This window comes from Chryseobacterium sp. MEBOG06, from assembly GCF_021869765.1.
Lineage (GTDB): Bacteria > Bacteroidota > Bacteroidia > Flavobacteriales > Weeksellaceae > Chryseobacterium.
In genome coordinates, this window is record NZ_CP084580.1 from 3,214,459 (window position 1) to 3,240,390 (window position 25,932).

General features: G+C 34.4%; 19 protein-coding genes and 1 tRNA gene. 12 read left to right on the forward strand and 8 right to left on the reverse strand.

Annotated elements, in window-relative coordinates; all coding sequences use genetic code 11:
• Positions 1 to 13: 13 nt before the first annotated feature.
• The 3 genes from LF887_RS14790 to eco all read right to left on the reverse strand — a co-directional run bounded on the left by LF887_RS14790 (position 14) and on the right by eco (position 3,402).
• Positions 14 to 970, reverse strand: coding sequence for an HlyD family secretion protein (locus LF887_RS14790; protein WP_236859511.1), 957 nt, complete (start codon positions 968 to 970; stop codon positions 14 to 16).
• A gap of 11 nt (positions 971 to 981) precedes the next feature.
• Complete coding sequence (locus LF887_RS14795; RefSeq protein WP_236855016.1) at positions 982 to 2,400, reverse strand: TolC family protein; 1,419 nt, start codon at positions 2,398 to 2,400, stop codon at positions 982 to 984.
• Between the two features lie 513 nt (positions 2,401 to 2,913).
• Entirely contained in the window at positions 2,914 to 3,402 is a 489-nt protein-coding gene (gene eco / locus LF887_RS14800; protein WP_236855017.1) for a serine protease inhibitor ecotin, read from the reverse strand.
• A gap of 196 nt (positions 3,403 to 3,598) precedes the next feature.
• Between eco and LF887_RS14805 the strand changes: the two genes are divergently transcribed.
• Positions 3,599 to 4,033 (forward strand): hypothetical protein, encoded by a 435-nt coding sequence (locus tag LF887_RS14805; protein WP_236855018.1) that lies wholly within the window; start codon positions 3,599 to 3,601, stop codon positions 4,031 to 4,033.
• Between the two features lie 14 nt (positions 4,034 to 4,047).
• Positions 4,048 to 4,899 carry an IS3 family transposase gene (locus LF887_RS14810; RefSeq protein ID WP_236859472.1) on the forward strand — a complete coding sequence of 284 codons (852 nt, stop codon included), beginning with the start codon at positions 4,048 to 4,050 and terminating at the stop codon, positions 4,897 to 4,899.
• Between the two features lie 49 nt (positions 4,900 to 4,948).
• Here the strand turns inward: LF887_RS14810 and LF887_RS14815 are convergent, their stop codons facing one another.
• Positions 4,949 to 10,852 (reverse strand): alpha-2-macroglobulin family protein, encoded by a 5,904-nt coding sequence (locus tag LF887_RS14815; protein WP_236855019.1) that lies wholly within the window; start codon positions 10,850 to 10,852, stop codon positions 4,949 to 4,951.
• A gap of 18 nt (positions 10,853 to 10,870) precedes the next feature.
• On the opposite strand from LF887_RS14815, the gene LF887_RS14820 reads away from it, so the two are divergent.
• The 4 genes from LF887_RS14820 to LF887_RS24445 all read left to right on the forward strand — a co-directional run bounded on the left by LF887_RS14820 (position 10,871) and on the right by LF887_RS24445 (position 13,489).
• Positions 10,871 to 11,626, forward strand: coding sequence for a hypothetical protein (locus LF887_RS14820; RefSeq protein ID WP_236855020.1), 756 nt, complete (start codon positions 10,871 to 10,873; stop codon positions 11,624 to 11,626).
• A gap of 3 nt (positions 11,627 to 11,629) precedes the next feature.
• On the forward strand, positions 11,630 to 12,709 hold the full coding sequence (recF, locus tag LF887_RS14825; RefSeq protein WP_236855021.1) for a DNA replication/repair protein RecF: 1,080 nt from the start codon (positions 11,630 to 11,632) through the stop codon (positions 12,707 to 12,709).
• Between the two features lie 214 nt (positions 12,710 to 12,923).
• The gene (locus tag LF887_RS14830; RefSeq protein ID WP_236855022.1) at positions 12,924 to 13,217 is read left to right on the forward strand and encodes a hypothetical protein; all 294 of its coding nucleotides are present in this window, start codon (positions 12,924 to 12,926) and stop codon (positions 13,215 to 13,217) included.
• A 107-nt stretch (positions 13,218 to 13,324) separates the two neighbouring features.
• Positions 13,325 to 13,489, forward strand: a complete 165-nt coding sequence (locus LF887_RS24445; protein WP_410680094.1) for a bacteriocin-like protein — start codon at positions 13,325 to 13,327, stop codon at positions 13,487 to 13,489.
• 119 nt (positions 13,490 to 13,608) lie between these two features.
• Here the strand turns inward: LF887_RS24445 and LF887_RS14835 are convergent, their stop codons facing one another.
• From LF887_RS14835 to LF887_RS14845, 3 genes are read right to left on the reverse strand one after another with little or no spacing between them, the layout of a single operon-like run.
• Complete coding sequence (locus tag LF887_RS14835; protein ID WP_236855023.1) at positions 13,609 to 15,639, reverse strand: site-specific recombinase; 2,031 nt, start codon at positions 15,637 to 15,639, stop codon at positions 13,609 to 13,611.
• A gap of 13 nt (positions 15,640 to 15,652) precedes the next feature.
• Entirely contained in the window at positions 15,653 to 16,297 is a 645-nt protein-coding gene (gene mtgA, locus LF887_RS14840) for a monofunctional biosynthetic peptidoglycan transglycosylase (protein ID WP_236855024.1), read from the reverse strand.
• Positions 16,298 to 16,340: 43 nt separating this feature from the next.
• On the reverse strand, positions 16,341 to 17,186 hold the full coding sequence (locus LF887_RS14845) for an ABC transporter substrate-binding protein (protein WP_236855025.1): 846 nt from the start codon (positions 17,184 to 17,186) through the stop codon (positions 16,341 to 16,343).
• Positions 17,187 to 17,446: 260 nt separating this feature from the next.
• Between LF887_RS14845 and LF887_RS14850 the strand changes: the two genes are divergently transcribed.
• Positions 17,447 to 17,520 (forward strand) — tRNA-Arg (locus tag LF887_RS14850).
• Between the two features lie 267 nt (positions 17,521 to 17,787).
• Here LF887_RS14850 and LF887_RS14855 read toward each other — a convergent pair.
• On the reverse strand, positions 17,788 to 19,356 hold the full coding sequence (locus LF887_RS14855) for a recombinase family protein (RefSeq protein WP_236855026.1): 1,569 nt from the start codon (positions 19,354 to 19,356) through the stop codon (positions 17,788 to 17,790).
• Positions 19,357 to 19,773: 417 nt separating this feature from the next.
• On the opposite strand from LF887_RS14855, the gene LF887_RS14860 reads away from it, so the two are divergent.
• The 5 genes from LF887_RS14860 to LF887_RS14880 all read left to right on the forward strand — a co-directional run bounded on the left by LF887_RS14860 (position 19,774) and on the right by LF887_RS14880 (position 25,903).
• Complete coding sequence (locus LF887_RS14860) at positions 19,774 to 21,162, forward strand: hypothetical protein (RefSeq protein WP_236855027.1); 1,389 nt, start codon at positions 19,774 to 19,776, stop codon at positions 21,160 to 21,162.
• A complete protein-coding gene (locus LF887_RS14865; protein WP_236855028.1) occupies positions 21,132 to 21,827 on the forward strand; it encodes a condensin complex protein MksE in 696 nt (231 codons plus the stop codon). Before LF887_RS14860 ends, LF887_RS14865 begins: the two co-directional genes overlap by 31 nt.
• A complete protein-coding gene (locus tag LF887_RS14870) occupies positions 21,824 to 22,396 on the forward strand; it encodes a hypothetical protein (RefSeq protein ID WP_236855029.1) in 573 nt (190 codons plus the stop codon). Before LF887_RS14865 ends, LF887_RS14870 begins: the two co-directional genes overlap by 4 nt.
• A gap of 83 nt (positions 22,397 to 22,479) precedes the next feature.
• Positions 22,480 to 25,005: a hypothetical protein gene (locus LF887_RS14875; protein ID WP_236855030.1), complete on the forward strand. Its 2,526-nt coding sequence runs from the start codon at positions 22,480 to 22,482 to the stop codon at positions 25,003 to 25,005.
• Entirely contained in the window at positions 24,974 to 25,903 is a 930-nt protein-coding gene (locus LF887_RS14880) for a hypothetical protein (RefSeq protein WP_236855031.1), read from the forward strand. Before LF887_RS14875 ends, LF887_RS14880 begins: the two co-directional genes overlap by 32 nt.
• Positions 25,904 to 25,932 lie beyond the last annotated feature (29 nt).

The following is a 25,932-nucleotide window of genomic DNA, read 5'->3' on the forward strand; positions in this document are numbered from 1 at the left end:
GCTCCATTTCATATTACTTGAGGATAACATTGGCATTTACCAGAATACTTTTGGCCTTATTCATATCTTTAGGCTTCACCTTGATCTCGTAGATAGCATCCTGTAACTGATAATCCGGGTAAGCTGTTGTAATATCAGCATACTTTGTCAGCTGTTTGATATATACTATGCTTCCCTGCAGACTTTCTTTATTGTAGACCACCTGCATATTGACCTCCTGCCCTTTCTTGTACTTTGAGATAGCACTTTCTGGGATAGTAAATCTGAAATAGGTACTTTCAGGAATATATCCATTAAACAGAGCAAAGCCGGCGGTTGCCAATTCTCCGGTATTCAGACTGATGGTTTCTATTTCCATATCATTGGTAGCAATGATGTACCTTTCGGAATAGGCTACGTTTGCTTCCTGCAAAGCTCCTTTTGCCTGAGAAGCCTGTCCTGCTGCCATTTCCACTTTTTCGAAACGCGTCCCTCTTTGCACATCATCAAGTTCTGCCACTACAGCATCATATTGTGCTTTTGCTCCCTGAAGTTTTGCATAGATCTCATCATGAGCCTGCGGAGACATCAGGCTGTCACGGAACATATTATTGGCTCTTCTGTAAGATTTCTGAGCAAATTCATACTGTTCTTTCAATCCTTTATATTTAGCCTGCAGCTGTTTCATCTGATCTGCTGTTGCCCCGTTTTTGGCCATTTGTTCCTGTGCCGTTGCCGCACTTACAGCCCCCTGAGCCTGTGCTATTTTTGCAGAAACCTCCGGTACATCAAGTTGTGCCAGGGTATCTCCTTTTTTCACAGTCTGACCTTCGGAAACGTATATTTTTAAAATTCTGCCGGTAACTTTAGGAGCAAAAGAGATCACTTCTTTTTTTGTTTTCCCTTCAGGTTCTGTGTATTTTTCATTTTTTTTGTCACAGCTTCCCAGCACAAACAGAGCAGCAAAGAGTATAGATATATTTTTATGCATCATTTTAATTTTTAAGGGATTAAATAAAGTTTGGTAATATCCAGTTCCTGGGTAGACCTCATCAGCTCTATTCCCGCTCTTCTCTGGTTAAAAATCGCATTCTGATATTCCAGTTCAACGGCTTCCAGATCATTTTCGGCATCAATAAGCTGTGACGATTTGCTCATTCCGTATCTGAATTCTTTTTCAGCCTGTACCAAAGCGCTTTTTGCAAGCTCTTTTTCTTTGGCTTTCAAAGTAATCTGAGCAGAAGCAATGTCATAATTGGTTTGATTGTTAGCCAGATTCAGCGTAAGTTTTTTTAATGCATCTTCTTTCTGGTTCTGCAATACTTCTTTTCCGACTTTAGCGGTTTCTTCCGCATGTTTCCCTTCTTTTCCGTCAAAAAGTTCCCATTTGAATCCAACTCCTGCAGTGACAAATGGGAATACGTTGATATTATTGGGTCTCCAGTCCAGTTTCTTACCTTCATATCCAAGTAATGGCACTGCCGGGACTACATTTTCAGAACTCTTGATACGGTTTCCATAAAGTCCGATATAATAAGCGGAAGCCATCAGCTGTACTTTGGGGATTATCCATGTTCTTTCAGCTTTGATTTTATAATCAGCAGCGGTAATCCCATGTTCAAGGGCGCGGATTTCGGCTCTCTGCTCTATTCCTTTTTCGGAAGACAGCAATTCTACAGGGGATAATACAGGATCAATCATTCTGAGACGCTCTCTGTTGATGCCTGTTAAAATATACAGCTGGGTAAGAAGCAGTTCTTTTTTCCCTTCGTATTCTACTACCTTAGCGTTTAAAGTAGCCTGAGCCAATTCAATTTTCTTGTGATCATAAGGCGTGATCAAGCCATAGCCTAAAGCTTTATCGGCAGTCTTTCTGTTGATATCAAGTCTTTTTGTACTTTCATCCAGCACTTTTTTAGATTGATGAATCAATGCCAGCTGATCATAAGCTTTGGAAATAGCAGCAACAACTTCGTCTTTTGTTTTCTCCAGAAGAATATCTTCAGACTTCTTTTTTTCCTCAATGGCTTTCTTCAGATATTTAACCTTTCCTCCGGAGTACAGAAGCATTTTGGCATCTGCTTTTGCAATACCTGAAAATCCGGATACATTGAAGTTATTGTTAAAAGCACCTTCGGGAATATTGATAAAAGGGGCAAGGTTAATTTCCGGTGATGTAAGTCTTGCCGTCCCGTTAAGATAACCGGCTTTTCCGCTCAGTTCTAAGGTAGGAAGAAAAATATCTTTCAGTTTATGTTCGTCAAGATCGGTAAGTTTATTTTGAGTAATCTGCATTTTGAGATTCGAATCCCGAATCATAGCACTATCCAAAAGCTCCTTAAAACCGGGAGCTGACTGTGCCCAGCCAAAAGCAGGTAAAGCAAAAAAACTAAACGTAAAAATCAATAAATTGTTTTTCATGGTTTATGTTTATAACAAATATAATGCAAAAAATCTTTAAATCCTTAAAGATAATTCTACAAAGCAGTGAATTTAAATTTAGTTTAAAATGTGTTTAAGTATAATCTACTTTAAAATCAAGTTTTAACAAAACTGTTTAAATGTCAATTAAAAATTAAAAAACTTAAAAAAAATATATAACTCTACTTTATTGACTTACTTTTTCAAGTGTTTTTTATCGGAATACAAGGTGATATAAGAGTTTTTATCTAAAAAAAACAAACTATAGTACTTGCTGTTTTCTTCCGATACCCAGTTCCGATCTCTTAGAAAAAAAAGACAAAAACTTCATATTTTTATAATATGATAGAATATAAAGATCCCTTCTGAATGATAAAAATCACCCTCAATAATGAGTGCAGTTTTGCCTTCCTGCTAAAGATATTAAAACCTTAATTGACTTTAAACGCCCGCTTATAAGCAAAAACTCCCCACATTTTACTGTGAGGAGTTTTCTGCTTATAATAAGTAAGCTTATTTTTGAACGGCCTTTTTCATTGTGTTATCAGGTCTTAAAATTCTGTAACGCACTTCAATGTCTTTCGGCACATAAAATACCAATGGCAGTTTGCTGTTGTATCTTACAATTTCAGGTTTTAGGGTAACAAACTTTTTAGTCAGTTTCTTATCAAGGCAGCCCATTAGTGTTCCTGCTGTTTCACCTTTAGATTCTACTTCATAATAGTTATACCCCCATCCCTGAAGATCCTGGCTTTTCATTTCTCCCATTAAGAAGTAATTGTTACAATCCAGCATTTTTTCAGCACCCACAAAAAGTTCAACCTTCAAATCGTTTTCATTTTTTGCAATGGGAAGCTGAATATATACTTGTTTGTAGCCATCCTTTGCTTTTGGGAACATTTCAATCTGCAGTTTTTCAAACTTTTCAGCTTTCTTTTGAGCGAAAGCATTTACACCGGCCAACAATATCAATCCTGTCATTAATGTTTTTGAAAATTTCATCTTTTAATAATTTTTTTAATTTGTATTATCTTAATTCCAAAAACCATTCCAAAATTAAACAATTGTTTGGTTTTTTTTCATTTAATTATATTTTTACTTGAAATCTTTAAACAAAAAACTGTAGTAAAATCACTACAGTTTTTATGTTTATCAGTTTGTCTAGTCCTGAAATAGCGATACATAAAAACAAATCGTTATGGAAGAACAATTAAAATCTGTGTACATCAAACGTACACAAAAAGATTACAGTTTAAGTTTAAAACTTCAAATAGTAAAAGAAGTTGAATCTGGAGCATCTACCATTACCGCTAGTCGCAAGAAGTATGGTATACAATCCCACGGGACTATTTTAAATTGGCTGAGAAAATATGGTAACTTTGATTGGGAAAACCAAAGACCTTATGCTATGGAAAAGACACCTGAACAACGTATTATGGAATTAGAAGCAGAAGTTAAGCTTCTTGAAAAACAGAAAGCCTTCTTGGAAAAACAGGCTTATATTGCTGATAAAAAAGTGATATTTTTTGATATGATGATTCAACTTGCAGAGAAAGAATATCACATTGATATTCGAAAAAATTCACCACCCGAACAATCGATTACTTCCGCAGTAAAGAAAAAGAAACTTTGATTTTTACTTGTGGATTGTTAGGGTTAAATAGACAAATCTATTATAGAAGTATCAAGCGTACAAAAGTCTGTAGGAACAGGGCTTCAGAGGTTGTAGATCTTGTGGAGGGTATTCGTATTAAAATGCCCAGATTAGGAGCAAGGAAACTATATTTTATTTTAAAAGAATCACTAAGTTCTATCAAAGTAGGAAGAGATAAATTTTTTGACATCCTAAGAGCGAATCATTTATTGATTATACCCAAGAAAAATTACCATGTTACTACCAACTCCCATCATCGTTTCAGAAAGCATAAAAATTTGATCCTAGACTATCAGATAACAAAACCCAATCAGGTTTGGGTTGCAGATATTACTTATATTGGGAACAGGAAAAATCCAAGTTATTTAAGTTTAATAACCGATGCATATTCCAAGAAAATAGTGGGACATTTTGTAGCAGATAATTTAAATACAGAGAGTAGTCTTGTAGCATTGAAAAGAGCTTTAAAGAAACACAAAGGTATGGCAGGCTCATTAATCCATCATTCTGATCGTGGCTTACAATACTGCTCGAATGAATATCAGAAAGTTTTGCAAAAACATCAATTAAAATGCAGTATGACACAAAACTCTGATCCTTATGAAAATGCAGTAGCAGAAAGGATTAATGGTATTTTAAAGCAGGAATTTAATATTGACAGGAATTCTATAAACAATGCTTTAAGAAGAAAATTAGTGGATGAATCCATTGAAATTTACAATGGTCTGCGTCCTCATTTTTCGAATTATTATTTAACACCAAATCAGATGCATACACAGTCGAAAATTAAAATGAGAACTTATAAAAATAAAAACCAAAGCAAAAGAAAATTTGCTCTGGTTTAATTATTTATTTTTGTCTTATAATCTGTATCAGATTTTCAGGACTAGTCAGTTATTCTGAGACGGTTACATTATTCCCTTTTGTGTGGGCATTCATCTGCGGTGCATAGTAATTCTGCATAGTAGTAATCCCGTTGGAGAATTTTCCGGATGCATTGGCAACCACATCATATTCAAAAACGTATTTTCCTTTCGGCATATATTGGATATAGAAATTGGTAGATGCATCTTTGACAGACTGGTAATATCCCAGATTATTTTTCCATTGGTACCCAGACAATGCATCCAGAGGCTCCAATCCCGCCGCACGCATATCTTTAATATGAATAAATTCCATAGCTCGGTCTGTATTCAGAATCATTCTTACCGTTACTTTGTCACCCACTTTCAATGGTGTTTCAGTTGAGATTTTCTGAAGTTCTTCTCCGTTGGCAGTTTTCACTTTTTTGTAAAGCTCTTTGGTTACGGAAATGTAATTTTCAGAAGATTTTATTTTATCTAAATCCTCATAATACTGCCAGAACAGCCCTCCCTGAACAATTCCGGGACCTGGTTTTGTTACGGTAACAGTTGCCAGATTTTTATCTACAGTATCTGTTTTCACTGTTGATTTCACATATCCCGTAGCCTGAGTCTGAGCAGCGAGTTCTTTGCCACCCCAAACAATTGTTGCTTTATCACTTTCTGTTCCCGTCCATGATTTTCCTGAATTTAATAGTGTAAAGATCACTTCGGCAGTTCCTCTTGAGCTTCCCCATGAATTGACTTCTTTCTGAGTGACCAGCCAGATCTTCATATCTTCAATGAATTTCTGATCATTAGCTTTAAGGGTATTAAAAGCTTCTAATGCTCCTGCATGGTTCACTATTTTAGAGCCAAACCAGCCCCAATCATTAAGGTTTTGCTTCCAATAGACCCCCTGTGTTTTTGTATCTGTAGAAGTCTCTTTAAGATAGGTCATCAATTTATCAGATACTGCTTTCAGCCCATAGTCATTCATTAATAATGCAGCACGGTGCAGCCCAAAGAAGGTGAAATCTGTGATTTTTGCGGTTTGTGCTTTCTGTTTTATCAGAGTTTTAAGTGTCGCTCCTTTTCCTTTTAAAGGATATTGTTTTTCCCAATAGTTTCGGGTATTAAGATAATCCAGTGTCCAGTTATTCCAGACATTTATTTTCTTCATATCGGCATATTTGCTGATCTCGTTATCTACATACTGGATCAGTTTTGCAACCATATTTTTCTGATCATCACTTTGATAATCTTTTACATTATCTTTTAACCACACATTGATTTTACCCAGATTTTTAAGGATATACAATGATGTCCCGTAAGAACTTGGATAACCCGCATACCACGAGAATCCACCGTCAGGATTCTGTAATTTCTTCAAGTCGTCCCAATCCTGATTAATAGAATTTCTCATCGTATTGGTATCAAACAGCATTGCCAGTTTCTGCATCTGCTCTCCTTCATTTTTACTTTCCAATACCCAAGGTGTTTCTTCTAATAACAATTGCTTAAGCTCCTGATTTTTTTCAAGGCTTGAATTTAATAATCCTTTGCTTTGATATTCTTCGAAAATTGTTTTCATTTTCGGATTGGCCTTAAATATTTCAGAAGCCAGCACATCCGCAAACCATTTGTTGAAGATAACATCGGCAGAATTATTCTGGTCGTTTTTCAAACTTGGAAGCGCAAACATTACTTCCCAGATTGGGTTGGTAGTCAGCTCCAGTGTATTGGAAACATTAGAAACCGTAGCAGATGTATGATCTTTAAGATGATCCAGTACGAATGTTTTCGTTTCTCCTTCTTTTACAAAAACCGGAACAGCATCTGTTACCAGCATTCTGTTTGGCAATACAGCAACAGCCTGTTGCTCACCATCTGAATAAGCTCCGGCTTTTGCCACTACTTTTAAAATGATAGAGGAAACATTATTGGGAACTTTTAACTTCCATGTTAATGCTCCGTTTTCATTTTCACTTAAATTAAAGTTTTGCATTCCTGACGTTACACTAAATTTTGAAGAGATATTCTCATTGGTAAAAGCATCGAGGATTTGTAATTCTGCGGAACCATTGAGTTTCTTATCCGTAAGGTTGGATAATTTGGACTGTAAATTCAGTTCATCTCCTTCTCTTAAAAATCGGGGATAATTTGGTGTTACAGAAAATTCTTTCTGGGTTATCACTTCTTTCTCCAAAGTTGCGGCTCTGGCATCTGCGGTATGAGCCAGGAACATCAGTTTCCATTTTGTGAGCGCTTCAGGGGATGTGAATTCAAAGTTTACGTTTCCTTCTACATCGGTTTTCAGATCCGGATAGAAGAATGCAGTTTCGTTCAGGTTTTTACGAACAGCTACTTTTTCCAGGTTTTCTCCAGAAGATCCTGGTGGAGGAGTTTCTACTTTCGGAGCTTTTACAGCTTCAGGAACAACATTCTGCATCACCTCTATTTTATCTTCTGCCACGATACCATTTGTCACCATCATACTCTTTCTTGCCATTGCAACTGGTGGAGCCGGTGAATAACTTGATCTTTTTGTTCCTCCTACTACTACGCCAGCTGCATTTCCACGATAAAATGTAAATGTATTATCTCCATCAAACCAATTGAAAGAAGGAACCTCTACAGAATCTCCGCTGAAATAGTCAAGAGTTTTCTGATACCCCCTCTCTTCGAGATAGTTTTGAATATCATATGACACTATTCTTCTAACAGGAGTATACAACCTATTCCATCTATAGTTATTTACGGCAAATTTATCCAGAGACATATCGTACATATTGGCAAGCACCTCGGCATTGATTTTCTCTTTATCGTTTCCGGTTACTTTTACGCTCCATTTCTCCTTTACATTAGGCTCAAGCTTGTCCCTGAAGGTGACCGTTTCAATTTTTAAAGGAAGTTCTGTATCTTTTATTTTTAAACTTACCGTCTGGGTATTGACATCGTTGAATGCTACGATCTGAAACTGAAGATTCAGTTCGGATATATTTTTATCTTTGGGAATGTCAATGGTATATTCCAGAATTCCTTTTTTCAGTGGATGGACTTCTGCAGTTGTTTTTCCCGATCCGTCCTGTACAAAAACATTGACCAGACCGTCAGGAATTGCAGAAAACACATATATTTTGGCCTTCTCTCCTCTTGAAAGTTCATCTTTAGGAGCAATAACGGTAAGGAATGTTTTCTGAGCAGGTTTTAAAACTCCTTTATCCCAAACACTGAAATACTGGGAAGTTTTTATGGTATCTTTTCCTTCCATATTAAACAGCTCAAGCTGATAATCTCCTGCTTCTAATTTTCCAAGATCCAGGTTATTATCTGCTGATGGCTGCTGCTGTTTTTCAACAAGTATTTTTTCTGTTTTCCAGTTTTTGACCTCATCATTTTTGTCAAACAGATCGTGTGGAAATTTACTTATAAATTCTTCCTTTGAATATTTCGGAAGATCCTGAACCTCTGATTTGAAATTACTACGGAAAATTCTATCCGGCGCTGAAAGTTTTGACAGCTTCACCTGATAAGATTTTTGGAGATTCTGCTCATTGTAGTTTTTGGTTTCAACTTTCAGTTTAAGATTTTCATCAGTGAATACTTCATTCACATCATCTGCTTTTATGTAATGAGAAACAGAAGCCACCTTCAGTTGTGTATTGGCAGACTGGGTTTCGCCATTAATATCTGTAAGGGAAGCATTAATCTCATAATTATCAATCTGGATTCCTTCTAATTTTTCATCTTTTTTAAGATCCAGCCGAATTGTGAATTCTCCTTTCTCATCGGTTTTAGCCTCTCCCAGAATTGAATTTTCATTTCCGGAATCCTGTGGATATCCTCTAAAGTACATCCATCTTATATTCCGTTTCTTAATTTCATAGTTTACGGTGGTATTGCTTAAGGCTACTCCAGAAAACATTTTAGCCTTTCCTTTAAGCTCTATGGTCTGTCCATACTTATATTCATCTTTTACAGGATCAAACGTCACTTCAAATTTTGGCCTTTTATACTCTTCTACTCTGACATCCTTATATCCACGCGGTTCTCCTATTGTTCTAAGGAAAAAAACACCGTTCAGCTTCCCTTTCGGTAGAATGAAACTGCCATGATAAGAACCAAATGCGTTGGTTGTAAAATCCTGCGAAGATACCTCCTGGTTATTGCCATCATATAAAGCTATTTTTTGCTTCAGTCCGGAAATTACAGATTCTGCTTCCTTTTCAATTTTAGTATTAATTACCTTAAAGTATAGTGTTTGTCCCGGACGATAGATCGCTCTGTCCGTAAAAATCTGTGCAGCAGTTCGGGTTTGTTTATTGGGATTATAATTTTCATCATAGGTTCCGTTGCCATATACCTGCATGATTTGGAAATCATTAGTATCAGGCTGCTGAATCAGAAAAGATCTGTAGTATTCTTTGTTTGCAGTGGCAGGAAACTTAAAACTTCCTTTTTCATCAGTTTTACCCTCTATTTTATTTAAGGTTTTATCGGAGACAAATTCATAAAAGGTAAGCTTTTCATTTGCAAGCGGTTTTCCGTTGTTACTGTTGACCAGTTTCAATTCATTTGAAAGTGTATTTCTATCAGTTTTTGACTGATAAATAATACGGTTTCCGGAAACTAAAAAGTAAAAATTATTGGGTGCCTCGCCATTCTTTGGACCTTCTCCTCCTACTGCATATTCCACGATATAGATTCCGGACGGAAGAGGTTTTATCTCCAGTGACGTTTTGTGAAGCTGGTAGTCTCTAGGATCAGAAAGCTGATAGGTTTCTTTTCTTATCAGATTCTTTTTCACTTTTCCAAAAGTATTGTCATAAGAATTCTGCACATACTGCATCAGCGAAACAAAATTGTCTTTCACTTCATAAATATTCAAAGTAAATGAAGAAACGTTTTTATATTCTGCCACAAAATGAACCGGCAGGTTATTCTGTGTCTGAGATTCATATTTAAAGTTCAGTACCGGGTTGATAATTTCCCTTTCTTTATTTTTAATATTTCCTATGTAGGAAGATTTCGGGTACTGGCTTTTTGCCTGGGCAGCAACAGCAAGTGCTTCTTTAGCCTTATTTTTTATAAGAAGCTCATCCATAATATCTTCTGTTATGATTACTTTATAATCTCCCTCTTCACTGGATTTCAGAAGATTCTGAAGCTGTTCAACCTTATCCTTACAGTTGTTCACCTCACAGTTGCTAACGATCTTCTCCTTCATGAAGTACAACTTAGGGTTCCCGCTATTTTGGGCAATCAGTTCATCATAAATAGTATTGATTTTGGTCCTGTTTTCTGCAGTTTCATTTTTTGTAAAGAGAAAGCCTGATTCTAAAAATTTTATTTTCTGAATAGAATACCAGTCGAATACCGTTGGAAAATAAGCGACATCTTTATCTTCAGAGAAAACTCCTTTATATTTTGCCAGGGAAATCTTTCTCATTTCCTGTTTCTGTGCATCAAGTTCCTGATAAGCTTTAGCCAGATAGTTTTTAAAATCAAGCTGAGTCCAGGTTTCAATCTGTGAGGCATCCTGAGAATTGATATTGGTTCTACCGTTTATCCTCCACAAATTCTGATTGTAATAATCCACCAGGAAATTACTCAGTAATACCTGGTATACCAACCTGTCATCTCCTTTCAGCTTTGCTTCAGTGTCTTTCAGCTTTTTGAAAAATTTTGATACAGAATTATTCTGATCATCATCCGCTGTCTGATTGACAATATTGAATTCTACTTTCAGGGATCGAATGAGCTGAAGTGCATTATTTTCTTTCATAGCTTGGTTTTGTATGGCTAGAATAATGGGAAGATTGAATTTATAAGCTCCCTTCGTCTGGTTTTCATTGATTTTTTTCCACTGGTCATCATAATATTTCTGTGCGAGGACCGTTGAAAAGCTAAGCATTATAAGCAAAAGCATAAAAATCTTGGAAAATATTTTCATATATATTATTTTTGATAAATGAACATCTTAAAAATACTCAAAAAAACGGTCATAGACAGTCAAATTTATGTCTCTTTAATGGGAACTCTTTTTGCAGTATTTTTTATGGAAGAGCAAAACACATTCCGTTTCCCCAGTGTTCTGCTTATTTTCATTACTTATTTCAGTGGTTATCTTTATACTAAATATCAATATACCCGGCATTTTTTCAAAATACTGACTTTAAATGCTATAGCAGGGATCTTCTGTGCTTTTCTGATCATCCATAATCACAATGAGATCAGACTTTTGAAATGGTTTATTATTGTGGTACTGGGACTTCTTTACAACAGTTTCTTTCTGGATATTTATATCAGGAAAATTCCTTTGCTGAAGGTTTTTTATGTAGGACTGGTCTGGGCATTGGTCAACTGCTGGCTTACCCTTCCGGAATTCAGTATTCCTATATTTCTGATCAGCTTTTTCTTTATCACGGCACTTGTTCTTCCTTTTGATATCCGGGATATGAAAAGTGATACTGTAAAGACATTTCCGATGTTTATTGGCGTACAGAACACAAAATATGTTGCTTATGCACTTATTTTCATGAGCAGTCTGATCAGCATTTTTTATCTCAAACCTATATATGCGTTTTCATTTTTTTTGGCTTCCATTATGAGTTATATTTTTATTTATTTCGCTGAAAATAAAAGAGATGACGCTTACTTTTCATTTGGAGTAGAAACTTGTTCTGCACTTCCTTTTTTATTTTTACTAATAATGGAGTATTTTTGACGAATGATTATCAAGAAGCTCTCCCTTTACAATTTCAAAAACCATTCAGAAAAGAAATTTGAATTTTCCCCCCAGATCAACTGTTTCGTAGGTAATAATGGGGTGGGAAAAACCAATATTCTGGATGCTCTGCATTATTTATCTGTAGGGAAAAGTTTTTTGGGTAACACTGATATCAACAACATCAAAAGTGAAGAAGATTTTTTCTCTCTTGATGCTGAAATTCAGAATGAAGACAGTGAAGACATCATCAGAATCACCCAGCCGAAGGAAGCCAAAAAGGTAATCAAAAAGAATGACAAAAGCTATGACAGACTTGCTGATCATATCGGTTACCTGCCAAGCGTCATGATTTCTCCTTATGATTCAAATCTTATTTCGGATTCCGGGGAAAGCAGGCGTAAGTTTCTGGATGCTATGATCTCTCAGACGGATTCCGAATATCTTTTTGATCTTATTCAGTATCAGAAAACCATTCAGCAACGAAATGCCTTACTAAAATATTTTGCTAAAAACAGAAACTGGGACAGGGATTCGCTGGATATTTATGATGAACCTATCACACGTTTTGGAACTAAAATATACAAGAAAAGAAAAGAATTTGTAGAGCAGCTTAACCCCATTGTTCAGAATTTTTATCAGATTATTTCGGGGGGCAAAGAGACTGTAGCTGTTATTTATGAATCTCATTTGTTTGAAAATACATTTGCGGAACTTTTAAGAGAAAGCATTGAAAAAGACCGTATGCTTACTTATACCTCCAAAGGAATTCATAAAGATGATCTACTTTTTGAGATGGATCATGTTCTGATCAAAAAAATAGGTTCACAGGGACAGCAGAAATCCTTTCTTATTTCTTTAAAACTGGCTCAGATGAGCCTTGTAAAAGAGCTTACCAAAAAAACTCCTATTCTTTTATTAGATGATATTTTTGATAAACTTGATGACACCCGCGTATCACAGCTGATCGAACTGGTGAACAAGGAAAGTTTCGGGCAGATATTCATTACAGATACGCATAGAGAACGTACAGAAAGTGTGGTAAAGAAAATCAATGAAGAAAGTATTATTTTTGAGATATGAATTGGATACAAGCTTCGGAAAACGACATTAAAACATTAATTTTAAGACACTTAATTTCTAATTCATGGAATAAATGGGATATCAGACTAACATAGTGAGGTAAAATCAATTTATATAAAAATTGGGTATAAGAAAATTGGAATATAAATAAATAATTTACATTTTTGCACTCCTTTTCAAATCACACAAAACCCAGAACCCACGCAACACAATTATGAAGAAGAAAAAACGTGAATATCAATCCTCCGAACTGGTAAAGTCTTTTGCCAGAATCCACGGATTTGAGGATAAGCTTGTTGCCTTTGAAATCAAAGACTTCCTTGAAGATTATCTGGATGAGAGTTTATTTAACGAAATCAGAAGTGTCAATCTTGAAAAGGGATGTATTATTATTAAAATTAACTCTCCATTACTGAAACATGACTTTACAATGCGTAAGAGTTTCTATCTGAAGAAGTTTCAGGATAAGTTTGGAGATGATAAATTCCGCGACATTCAAATATTATAGAGTTCTCTCTGTTTATCTATGTTACAAATGATTATTTATGAAAAAAAAACACATTATATCCAGTAAAAGTGATATATTTAAGACTCATAAAATAAACTATTTTTAACATGAAAAAAGTACTTACATCAAAAAAATTATCGAGAAAAAACATGAAGGCAATACAAGGTGCGGGACAGATGGTATGCTGTCTTGTGAGCTGTGGGGACCCTGGCCAATGTATCTTTTGGGAACAATTACCTGCAGAATGCCCGGAATTTCCTTATTGCATGTAAAAGATTATAAGCAGCCGGGTTCAAATAAAATGATATTTTAAATTATCTATAGCTGTCTTTGAAAAATAAAAAATGCTCCCGAAAGGAGCATTTTTGCTTCTATATGATAAGGAACACTCTTAATGCTCTTCAGATTTATTAGACATTCTGCTGCTCATCAGATCATCCGCTTTTTTATCCAGTCCGGAACTTAGCGGTATGAAGAACTTCAAAGGGTGTTTTATAAAATACCTGAAAATCTCTTTATAGATTTCACTTACCTGCCCGAAATTCATTTTTCTAGATCTGAATGCCAGAAACATTGACAGACTGAAACTAATCAGGAAGTTAAAGAATCCAATCAGAAATACAGTTACAAAGGAGATCCAGAAAGTATAGGAATCTACTGAAAAGTCTTTTCCGTAAAGCCCCAATGCAAAGTTTCCTGCGGCAAAAGTAATGTGTCTGATATCGAGATCAAGCCCAAAGAACATTCCTACCGGAGCGGTAGCCCCCAGAAAAACTCCAAACCAGAAATTGGAAACGATTCCCGGCCAGTTTTTAGCATAATATTTTGATAATCCTTTGGCAAACTTTTTTCCAAAGAAATTTCTGATCGAAAGGTTTTTGGCAATTCTTTCCGGAATCTGGTAGAACACGGAATTATTCCCGATGTTTCCGGAAATAATCCCGGAAATAAACAGATAGAAACCAGCGATACTGGCATGCAAAATAGCTTTGGATTTAAAAGGGTCAAGATCTTTTAATAATTTATCAGACCGCTCAACGGCCAGGTTCTGAGAGAAAAACACATCCAGTCCATAGATAATAGCAAGTGCGATGGGAAAGGCAAGCAATACATTTCCCACAAATGCAATAAACTGACTTCTGAATAATTTTGATACCAGATGGGCAAATTCAGTATTGTTTCTTTGGCCATTTCCTTCTTCAGAAAGCACCTTAGTCATGGTAGCAGCCGTCATTGCCGGCTGTTTTGTGGCCAATGTGAATCCCATAAGGTAAATCATGACAAATCCCATTGCATAGTTCATTGAGTACAAAAATGCGTGTGAAAAGTCACTTCCCGGAATATATCCGTACAGCATTTTCAGTACGCAGAGTGCCCCTACAATAATCCCACCACCACTTGCTTTGTAAAACATAGTCATATATTCCTTTCTGGTGGAGGTAATATAATGGGTGCCAGCTTCTGCGGTATGATTGGTAATAAGATGAGAAATCAGCCTCGTACTATCGTTGATAAGGTCTGCAATATTATTTTTATGAGATTTATAATTCAGAATATTAAAGACCAACTGCTTGGATTTAACAAGAACATCTTCATCATTATCAATGACCAGGAGCTGTACAATATCAAAAATTCTTTCAGTCTGCTGGCGGATCTTCAGCAACGATTGGTTAATCTTTCCTGAAATACCATATTTAGCTGAGTTTTTAAAAGCAATATTAACAAACTCAAGGCACTGCTCCGTATAGATTTTAATCTGTTTATAACGGCTGTCTTTGGAATGCAGCTGTACATCAGGATCTTTTACAAGGTCATCAGCTAATGTTTCCAGCTCATTTTGCAACGCCAGAAAAGGATTATCAAGATTCCTGTATTGGGGAGCCATTCTCACAACTTCCACTTCCATTGCCATGCCCGTAACCCTCCAGGAAAGGATATTCATAGAGAAAATAAGCTCCTTTTTCACATTGGGTCTGATAATAAAATCTGAGGCACCCAGGATATTCAGAAACTCATTTATTTCATTCTCCGGAAGATTATGTAAATATTTTAAATCCTTCTTTGGCCTCATGCTGACATTATCAATCATGTACCATATCGTCTTCTCATTCTCTACAGGAGGAAGAACTTTGTTCAGGATTCTCTTTTTAAGTTCCGGAAAGAAGGCATTTTCCGAAAGAATATTAGCTTCCGTTAAAGAAAGATTAAAAGGTCTTCCTTTAAAAATATTGTGAATATAATGCTTAAAGTTTTCAGCAAAATTCGGATTACTTCTGAGAAAATTGAGTACATCTGTAAAGTCTGCCTTTTTGATGCTTTCTAAAAACTCGGCAAACGGTTCTAAAGAAAGAGTTTCGTTCTTAAAAGAAAAGTATTTTTTAAGAACTGACTCAAAATTTGTGCTGGAATTAAAGAATTTCATTAGTACAAAGATACTATTTCAAACTCACATTCCTCATCTGTCTCATAATCCAATTGTGCTTCTTTCTCAGATAAGGGGAAGGATTTTTGGGATCATACTTCTTAGGATTGGGCAATACAGCGGCAATCCAGGCTGCATCTGAAGCACTTAGCTCTTTAGATGATTTTCCAAAATAATATTGGGCTGCCGCTTCTACACCAAATACGCCCTGCCCCATTTCAATGGAATTCAAGTATCTTTCAAGGATAACATCTTTACCCCATACTTTTTCGATAATAAAGGTATAGACCGCTTCCAATCCTTTTCTTACCCAGCTTCTTCCCTGCCATAGAAAGACATTCTTTGCAGTTTGCTGTGAAATGGTGCTTCCTCCTCTGACTTTTTTTCCTTTCTCATTATATTTCATGGCTTTTTCAATGGCTGTATAATCGAAACCGTCATGATCAAAGAACTTCTGATCTTCAGAGGCTATTACTGCTTTTTTCACATTATTTCCCATTTCATCGTAGGAAATATAATCTCTGTGCAGTTTTCCGTATTCAAAAAGCCCTCCTATCTGGGTAATGGTAATGGGTGGATTAAAAAATCTACCCCAGATAATAAAAACTACATTCAGAACAAGAATGATAAAGATAAGCTGTTTAATTTTTTTCCACATAACTTTATAAAAAGGAAAGGCAAAAATAAGCAAATAGTCCGAGTTACTGCAACTCTTTCATATAGGTAAGCTGATATTCCGGCAAAAGCTCAGGGTGAAAGATCTTTATGTAATCTTTAAGGATCAAATCAGCCCTTACCACTCCACTTTCAAAGAAGTCATTAGCTTTCAGTTTTTCTCTTCCTGCAATGGTATATATTTTCCCTTTATTGAAAACATCCAGCTTTCCATAGAAAGGGTTCATTCCCAGCATTTCTTTTTTAGAGGTATGGCTTCCGGCATTCACCCAGTACTGAACACCACCAGCTTTTGCATACACTTCTTCAAAACTCATTGTCAGTGCTTTTTCATCCTTATTGTCTTTCATGATGTAATTCGCATTGGCATCTGAAATATAATGGGCTACAGAGGTATTTCCTCCTGGAAGATACCAAACATCACCATACATTTCGTTAGCCAATACAACCGGTCTGTCTTTTGCGGTTGAAGCTAATTTTTTCAGATCATTATAATTTTTTTCAACTTCCTGATATTTAGCTTCAGATTCTTTTTCTTTCCCTAAAAATTCACCAAAAAGTTTTATGTAAGCCGTTTTTTCCATTGGCTTCTGCTCCATATACTCATCCAGGAATACGACCTGAATCCCGTTATTCTTCAACAGCTGGTAAGTATTCTCAAAGCTTGCAATATAATTGGTAAAGATAGCATCCGGTTTCATAGAAATTATTTTTTCTACATCATACTTCTGGTCACTTCCTACATTCTCAATTTTTCCTTCTTTCAGAAGATTCTGAATTTTATCCGAATACATATATTCCGGACTTGACACTCCTATGATCAGATTTTCGGCTCCAAGTTCAGAAATATATCCTGCCATACTTGCATTCAAAAGAATTATTTTTCTGAATGGCGTCTGATTTTTTTCGAAATTATAGGTGAAATTTCCCGATTTTAGCTCGAGAACTCCATCATGTTCCTTAAACTGGGTACGACTTGATATGTTAGTCCAATCTGAGGACGAAATTTTTGGTTCTCTTTTACAGGCAATTAGCAAAAATACCGTGAATAAAAGTAAAATTTTCTGTTTCATCTTCCAAAGAACGGAAAAAAGTGGTATATTTGCAACCGTTAAACAACAAGATAACACAAGGCCTCGTGGCGCAACTGAATAGCGCATCTGATTACGGCTCAGAAGGTTACAGGTTTGAATCCTGTCGAGGTCACAAACGACAATTTGCGCATATTTAGGACAATTTGCGCATATTTATTTTATATTACTAATAATCAAGCAGTTAACTTTAATCAAATTAAGGTTTTAATTACAAGACTCATTACAAAAAAATATTTCGACCAATACCAACACAAAACAATAACACGCTTAAAACCAATCAATTAAAATCGAAAACCGGTAGAGATTTGAAAATTTAGCATTCGATGACCTAACAGGAATCGAACACCAAAAATTTAGATAAAATCATAAATATATTTCTCTAAATTGTTTTCAATTGTTGCTCAAAAGCAAACAATGAAATTTCTTTTAGAAAATGGTTTATCTTCTCATCATTACCTAAATTTTTAGCTACTTTGGATTCAGGTTTTGCTAATTTTATTCCAAATATCTCTTTTATAAATTCCGGTAACATATTCAGAATATTTTCATTGGTTATTACTTTCTCAGGAAAGAATAATCTTGCTATTCTTTGTTTAGTTAATATATCAGATACCTCATAAATGTCTCCTAAATGACAAAATATATTATTCCCTTCTTTCTTTCCATACATTCTTACCCCGGCCTTTAAGGCTTGCTCACGTAATTCAGAAGCACAATTTTTCAAATACACTTTACAACTGTTCTTAATAAGGAAATAATCATCATAATCAATTTTCCCCATTGAAAAAAGCTGATGTGCATTTAAACTTCTATCAATTGATTTATCCATCGCCCTTCCAATCTCTCGTTTTTTACTTTGGTAAGCTTCCTGTTTTCCTTTATTAATTTCTTTCAAGAAATCATTGGCTATCTTTAAAAAAGAAATATCAATCTGAGCTTCCTTAAGAAAAGTTAGAAAACCTGTATTAAGATAATCCGCCCTAATACGATACTTGCATTCTCCCGCACAATGGTAATAATAGTATTTCTTACATCTCCCTTGCGATGAACTTGCTGTCAATGTTTTTCCACAGATGGGGCATAAAAGAACTCCTCTTAATATAAAATTTTCATTAAGTACTTTTTTATTTTTGACGAACTTTAAGTTATTTAAGTCTCGTAATACTTTTTGAACTTGCTCAAATAGCATTACAGATACAATTCCTGTGTGTAACCCATTAATAATCTTGCTTTTTTCATTTTCGGATTCAGGAACCTTAATTTGTCCACAATAAATAGGATTTCTTATTAATCTATAGAAAGCACTCATACTACATTTTAAGCCTTTAGAGATAGCATTCTTGTATATTTCTGATACTGTAACTCTTTTTTCTTTTATTATCTCTTCAAAGGCTTCACGAATTATAAAAGCTTCAGGAGCATAGGGAGCAATATATTTTCTTCCATCCGCTGTTACTTTATTCCGATATCCTAAAGGAGCTTTATTTATCCATCGACCTTCTAGCCTTGCCTTTTGCATACCCAAACTCACATTCCGGCTTCTTTTATCATTTTCGACTTCAGATGTAGCCAGATATACTGCAAGTATAATCTTACTTTCCGGTATAGAAAAATCTATTGGTTGATCAATAGCCTGAAGAGAAACTCCCATACTTCCAAGCTTCTCAAGCATTAAATAAGCATCTGTAATATTACGACTAAATCTATCCCAGTAAGTAAAGAGTATAATAGCTGGACGATTTTTAAGAGATTTAACTTTAAACATCAATTTATTCCATGATGGACGATTAAATGTTTTAGCTGAATAATCCTCGAAAATAGTTTCTGTAATAATCAGGTTATTATATTTACAATAATGCACAAGACGCTCCAACTGGCTGCGCTGGGAATATCCTTTTACAGCCTGCTCATCTGTACTAACTCGTATATAAAGATAAACGGCAGGCATCAGGTGGTGTTTTGTTGAAAAATGCTATACAATTAAAACGTGGAATTTATGTATTTATTGAAAAACAATACGGTTTTAAATTAAGTTTTAACAAACTTTAAATACAACAAATTAAGCAACGCACAATACTTCAATATACTACTACAATAATTCCTAATTACGATTTTGAAGAACCAAAACTTTTGATATAAGTAAATTAAATTTTAAATTCTATTGATGCAGTATGTCACTACACAGACATCTTTAGTTTAGTTGACACATTTAAACATATCATAACCCAAATTCAATAATTTAAATCTATCCAGATTCTTACATTTCATTTTTTAATAAAAATTTGTAACTTGTTAACAAGTGTTGTGAAATAAGATTTCAATAACTACTAATAGCCATAATTATAAACTGAAGCTAGGTAAATCAATGCTAAAACAAAATATTACTAGCCAAATAGCCGAATCTTATCATCAACTAATCCCCTCAATGGAAGAAGGTTTGTTGATAATATCCTTGTATGAGAAAATTAAGACAGGAGAAATCGATCCAAATTTTTCTAATAAAGATATACAGAGGACAATTGAAGAGACTGTTTCTCTTTTACCTCCCTATTCAAATGTCCCAAATAAAGAAAGATTATTAAAAAACCTCCTTACTTACTTTATTGAAAGGCCAATCGAGCAAAAAAACTTATATACACTAACAGAGTACTCTCGAAAATTCGTATTGTTATTAGAACACAAACTGAACAACCCCTTTCGACAATTCCCATTAAGAGAAAGCTTCAAAAGATATACAAATTTCTCTGCGACTGAAATAAAGCAAATTAATCAATTTGAAAGCTGGTTCAATCAAGGGTTTCAAGCAACAACAAGAGAAAATGTTTTTGACCATCTCGAAGAGTTGAAAAATCAAGTGAAAGATGCTATAACAAGACTTAATAAGTTATTATATTCTGTAGATATTGACCCTAAGTCAATTGTGTCAGACTTTTCTGCAGTATTTTCGGATCTTGCAGAAAAAGCCGATGAGATACGAGACACTTTACGTTTGGGAAATAGTCTGCAGTATGAAATAGATTTGGTAGTTTCTTACTTTTATGAAAAAACACAGGAATACGGAACACCTATTACGGAGGTTCAAAAAGAAGAATTCAACGAATTGCATTATGCATTTTCACGTGCATCAGATATCAAAGAAGAAGTACTATCTTTCTTTAATATTGTAGACAATAAACTCGGGCAACTCAGAGAACAAATTCAGTATGCGAGCACCAAGCTCAACGAACTGCAGGAATTTCTAAGATACCAAAGCCAATTTAGAAATAATTTACGAAGACTATTTGAATATATAATGGAACATAGCACTGTAGAAAAATCTATGTTAATTTTTCCTGAAGAATTTTCTAAAAAATTTATAGTTCACGAAAAATTCAAATTAAGTGCTATGCCAGATCTCTATAAAAACCCATCACAAAGTAACTTAGTGATACAGATTCCAGAAGATAGGGAATATCATCAATCCGAACTATTATTGATTGAAGCTGAATTAACGCGTCAGCAAAGGACAGCAACACTTGTCAATAATCTAAAGGAGACTTTGAAAAATAATGAAATTACTGATTTGACGAAAGAATTTTACAATATCCTAGAGCATGAAAATGATGAAGAAACAGCAATTCAGGTTGTTCATGAGATTATTCAATATGCACATGATAATAAAATGCATGAATTACTTATCGATTGTAAAGTAAATACTCAATATTATAATAAACCGATCATAACATGGACTACGACTATAAAGACAGAGAAGTAAATCATGATTTTAGCTTTTTAAATTTCACTGATGTTCAAGCACATTTTGCTGACCTCAACATTTCGTTATTACGCGGAAGACACGTTCAAACCGGTGAAGGTTATATCTTTACACTAGTAAATAATTATGTTTCTGAATTTACATTTTACTACAGATCATTATATGGACTAGATTTAAAACGAGAAAAATCAGAAAATATAGAATATTACTATTTAGATTTTCCAGAAGAAGGTAAAGGTAAACTATATTCAAGTGATCGCCATAGAGAAATGTCAGCGTGGGATTCTCTCATTGCACTCATGTTACTCAATATGTATTATGACCGTTTGTTTGATCATACAAAAACAATCAATAGACCGATTTTAGAAAACGAAATTATGAACAGTGATCTAGCCCCTTCATATAAAAAAGTATTTTTCAATAACATTATAAGAGATTTTTATAGTGATCCCGAGTGGAAAACCGCAATGGATCATTATAAAAGAGCTCTCCGAACACTAGATCAACTTGGATGGGTCAAGCTTTTACCTGCCGGGGAAGGCGATGGAGATATTCTATTTATCATCAGAGAAAGCATAAATAGATTTGCCAATCTCTATCACTATGAGATTAGTCATTTTGATACTTTCGTAGAACAAATAATGCAAAAGAAGAACAAGAAATGAAGAACCCAATAATTTATTCTTTATCTACTGTTGGGATTTTAAAACATTATAACCAAGATTATCTTATCCATCCACAACGAACTGACTTCACCGGTTCCAACGGGGTTGGAAAATCAATCATTGCTGACCTCATTCAACTAATATTTATAAATGATCGTCATCTTTTTCAATTCGGGACAGAAGGATATAAAAAAGAAGTTCGACAAATTCACAAGCTTGCCTACAAGTGCAGGGATGCTTATGCATTTTTAACAATTGAGATTGAAGATGGCAAATTTATATGTTTAGGAGTCTGTATTCCAAACACAACCAATAGACCATTAAGACCATTCTTAATTACAGCAGATCCTAATAATACTAAAGATTTTAAGGATAGAGCTTTCACTATAGATAAAATTCCATCTTCAGCTAATTTCATAAAAGAATCAGGGCAAATATGCCTCGTTGAAGAATTAAGTAAAAATTCAGAGATAATTATGGTCTTTATTTTGAATCTTTTAGTACTCATGACAAGAAAGAGGAGCATTATGCGAATCTCTTCGACAGGGATATTCTCCCTATTAATTTAAGTGTACCTAGTAGTCTTAAAGCATTTGCCAAAATCATCCAGTCTTTCTCGAGAGCTAGAAGTGAAGGTGATAAATCGGATGCGTTGAAAGAATTCCTTTTTGACGGCAATGAAAAAGAATTGGAAGAATCTTTTGACGCACATAAAAACCAAATAGACAAGCTTTTACTGGACTTTGAGCAATTACAAAAATTCATTAACGATCTTGAAAGTAAACAAGAAGTCCTTAATGAACTTAAAACTTCTGAAGATAAATATAAGGAAAGCAATAAAGAATATTTGTTTAAAGAAGCGGGATATTATTTTGCTAATTGGAATAAAATAAAAGCAAGTTTAGATAGGACAGAAAATGAATATTCAATCTTTTTGAATACTGCTCACAAACTGGAAATTCAATTACCTCGAATAAAATTACTGTTTCTTGCCTACAAAGAAATGTATGAATTAAGTAAAAAGAGACTCGAATCAGTTCAGCAGGCTAAACAATTAGCTTCAAAAATCGAAGACTTACAAACTAGAATTGCAGAGTTTGATATAATAGATTTGCCAATTATTGAGGAATCATTGACAGGTTTATTTCAAATAGATGATTATCAAGACTACGAAATAATTAAGTATTGTAAAGAATTCCTTCCTATTTATAGTGATTATAAAAGTCTCTCCACTATAGAAGATCGGCTAGAAGTACAAATGAAAGCAATCAACTGTAGAAAAGCTGAAATAAACGCTCAGATAAAATATTTGGAGACAGTAAATACACTTTTCGCCCAATCAGATGAAAATTCGTTAATTGCCCAAGTTCTAAAATCTAATTTAAAAATAAGCATTTCTCAGGAAGCTGTTCTTTTTCATTTCATTTCAACCAAATGGCAGAAACCCAATACTGAAATTGTCGATTTTTTTGCTGACGGTTTTGATTTTTTAGCAGAAGAGAATATAATCCAAGATGAGACTTCTTCTGGTTACTGGCTGCGTTTTCAAGATTTCAACATATACATCAAACCATTAGCACACGAGCCAATATTACACGATGTAAATCTACGTGAAAAAGCTATATCAGAAATGGTTAATAATAATAATTCTGCCCTAAAAAAATTAGAATCTGAAAATGAAAATATAAAAGCTTTTGAACTGGGGAATGTTTATGATATTGAATCTGCCCCTATTCTAGCATCACTCGATAAGAGATTAAAAAACTATGCCGTCCAAAAAGATATAAACTTAACTATCCAACTGGCATTGCAGTTGAATGACAAAAGAAAGAAACTGAATGATGAAGTAAATATAATTAAAGAAGAATATTCTGAACTTATCAAATCAGCAAATATTGATGATATTACTGATTTTGCCTCAATAGAAAATAGAGAGCATAGCCTTGTACAAAAACGTGAAAAAAAATATGATGAATTTAAGCAGAGACATACCAGCGATGATGCTACATTAATTACATTAAAAAACACAACAATTCCTACACTGAAAGGAGATTTGGAAGAAAAAAAAGATCAAGAACAAACAGCATATATTAATTATGTAGAGAAAAAGAAAAATATAGAACAGACTTACAATGACCTTTTTGGAGCTGAGATCTTAGAATTTACTGAAAGTCAAATGTGGGAAGCAAAAGGCAGATTTACTTATGACAAAGCAAATTATGAATCATTATATCGCCAGACTTGCGAAAATTTCGACGAAACAAAAAATAAAAACAATATAGAACTTACCATCGAAATGGAAAACGGTAATTTCAATTTTGAACTTCTAGAAAGAATTTTTTTAGGAAAAATACGTTTTAAGGATCAGATTGCTGAGGAGCTTAGAACGGCAAATAGATCCCGCCATAACCTTATTGATTCAATTCACGAGACTATGTTAAAGATTTTTGCCAAAACTAAGAATAAATATGATGCTTATGAAAGACAAATCCGGGATTTAAATCTTTTTTTCAAAGGACGAAAAATTAGTAAAAAGTACTATTTTCAGGTAGAATTCCAACCCAGCAATGACATTCCAATCAATTGGATTACAGAACTTCAAAGCCAATCTCAACAAGCCTTTAAACCAGGTGAGCTTCCAATGGGTAATTCTGTTGAAAATTTTGTAGAAGATTTTTTCAAGAAAGCGGCTAATTATAAAAAGAAAATGGGGTTCCGAGAACTTCTTGATCCACGTACTTATTTCACCTTGGATGCTGGGCTTTTAGATGAAAAAGGTAATGAAGTTTCTGGAAGTACCGGCGAAACATATACTGCAAAGGTTCTTCTAGGAATCGGAAGATTATCAAAAATTCAATCACAGAATCGTACAGGTGTAAGATTTATTATACTTGAAGAAACTGCGAATCTTGATAAGACCAACTTCAATAATTTCCCAGAAATTGCTGATGAATTTGGTTATCAAATAATAACGATGACTCCTAAACCATTTGGAGCAGATTCAGATCAGGGATGGTACCTCCATCATCTTTTACCCGGAAAAGAAATATCAGAAATTAATTACCCAATTCCTTCAAGCTATTTTAAAACCAATCTTACTAAACAAAATCTTTTAACATATTTAAAGAACCAAAAGAAGAATAACGATGAACTGGATAGTATTAAAGGCTCTGAATGAGATCTACAATAATGGGTTTACAGTGATGAGGTCAACTCTTTTAAGCGACATTGATATCCAATTTCTCTTAGATCAAACAGGAGAATTAAAACTTGGAATAAATCGGATTAATGAAGGTCCAGGCTTCAAGGAATTTTATACAAAGAATCACTTAAAAAATTTTAATTCTTATCTATCTTTTCTAGGAGCTAATGAACTACTTACCCCTCAAATACGCTTTCAAGAATCCGACATTAAGATTTTAATGGAATTAAAAAATGGTATGGATTCAGGTGATTTACTTCCTGTTCGAGATGAAATAATAATAGCAGAAGAAACTGTCAGAGGTGTGTCACAAATGTTTTTCAAAAACGAAAAATATCTAGAAAAGTCAGAAAGTCTTACCTCAGCTGTAAAAACAATTTTAAATATTGATTCTCTGGCAAATGATAAAGATCAACAATACAAGTATGTCTTGCAATGTGAAAAACCCGAAAAAATCGTATTATGTGAAAATCTTGACTTTTTAAAACGCCCCTCAAGACCACGTAAGCACAATATCGAACTTTGGTATGCCGGGGGGAAAAATATTGCAAAACTAAAATTTTCAGGAGAAATCACACTTCCAATTTATTATTCCTGTGACTGGGATTATGACGGATTACATATCTACCAAATTGTAAAAAAAATATTACCACAGATCCGCCTCCTTTTTCCAAACGGAGCTAGCAAATCTATTATTGAAACAGAACATAAAAGTTTTTGGAAACCAAAAGGACATGATGATTCACTATCCGGATTAGATCCTACCTTTTTTAATGATCAAGAAAAATTCCTTATCCAAAATCTCATTTCCGATAACGAATGGATAATGGAAGAAACAAATGATTTGATAGAAATGGTAGAAACAATAGGTTGATTATCTTTTAAATCAAAAATTTACTATAG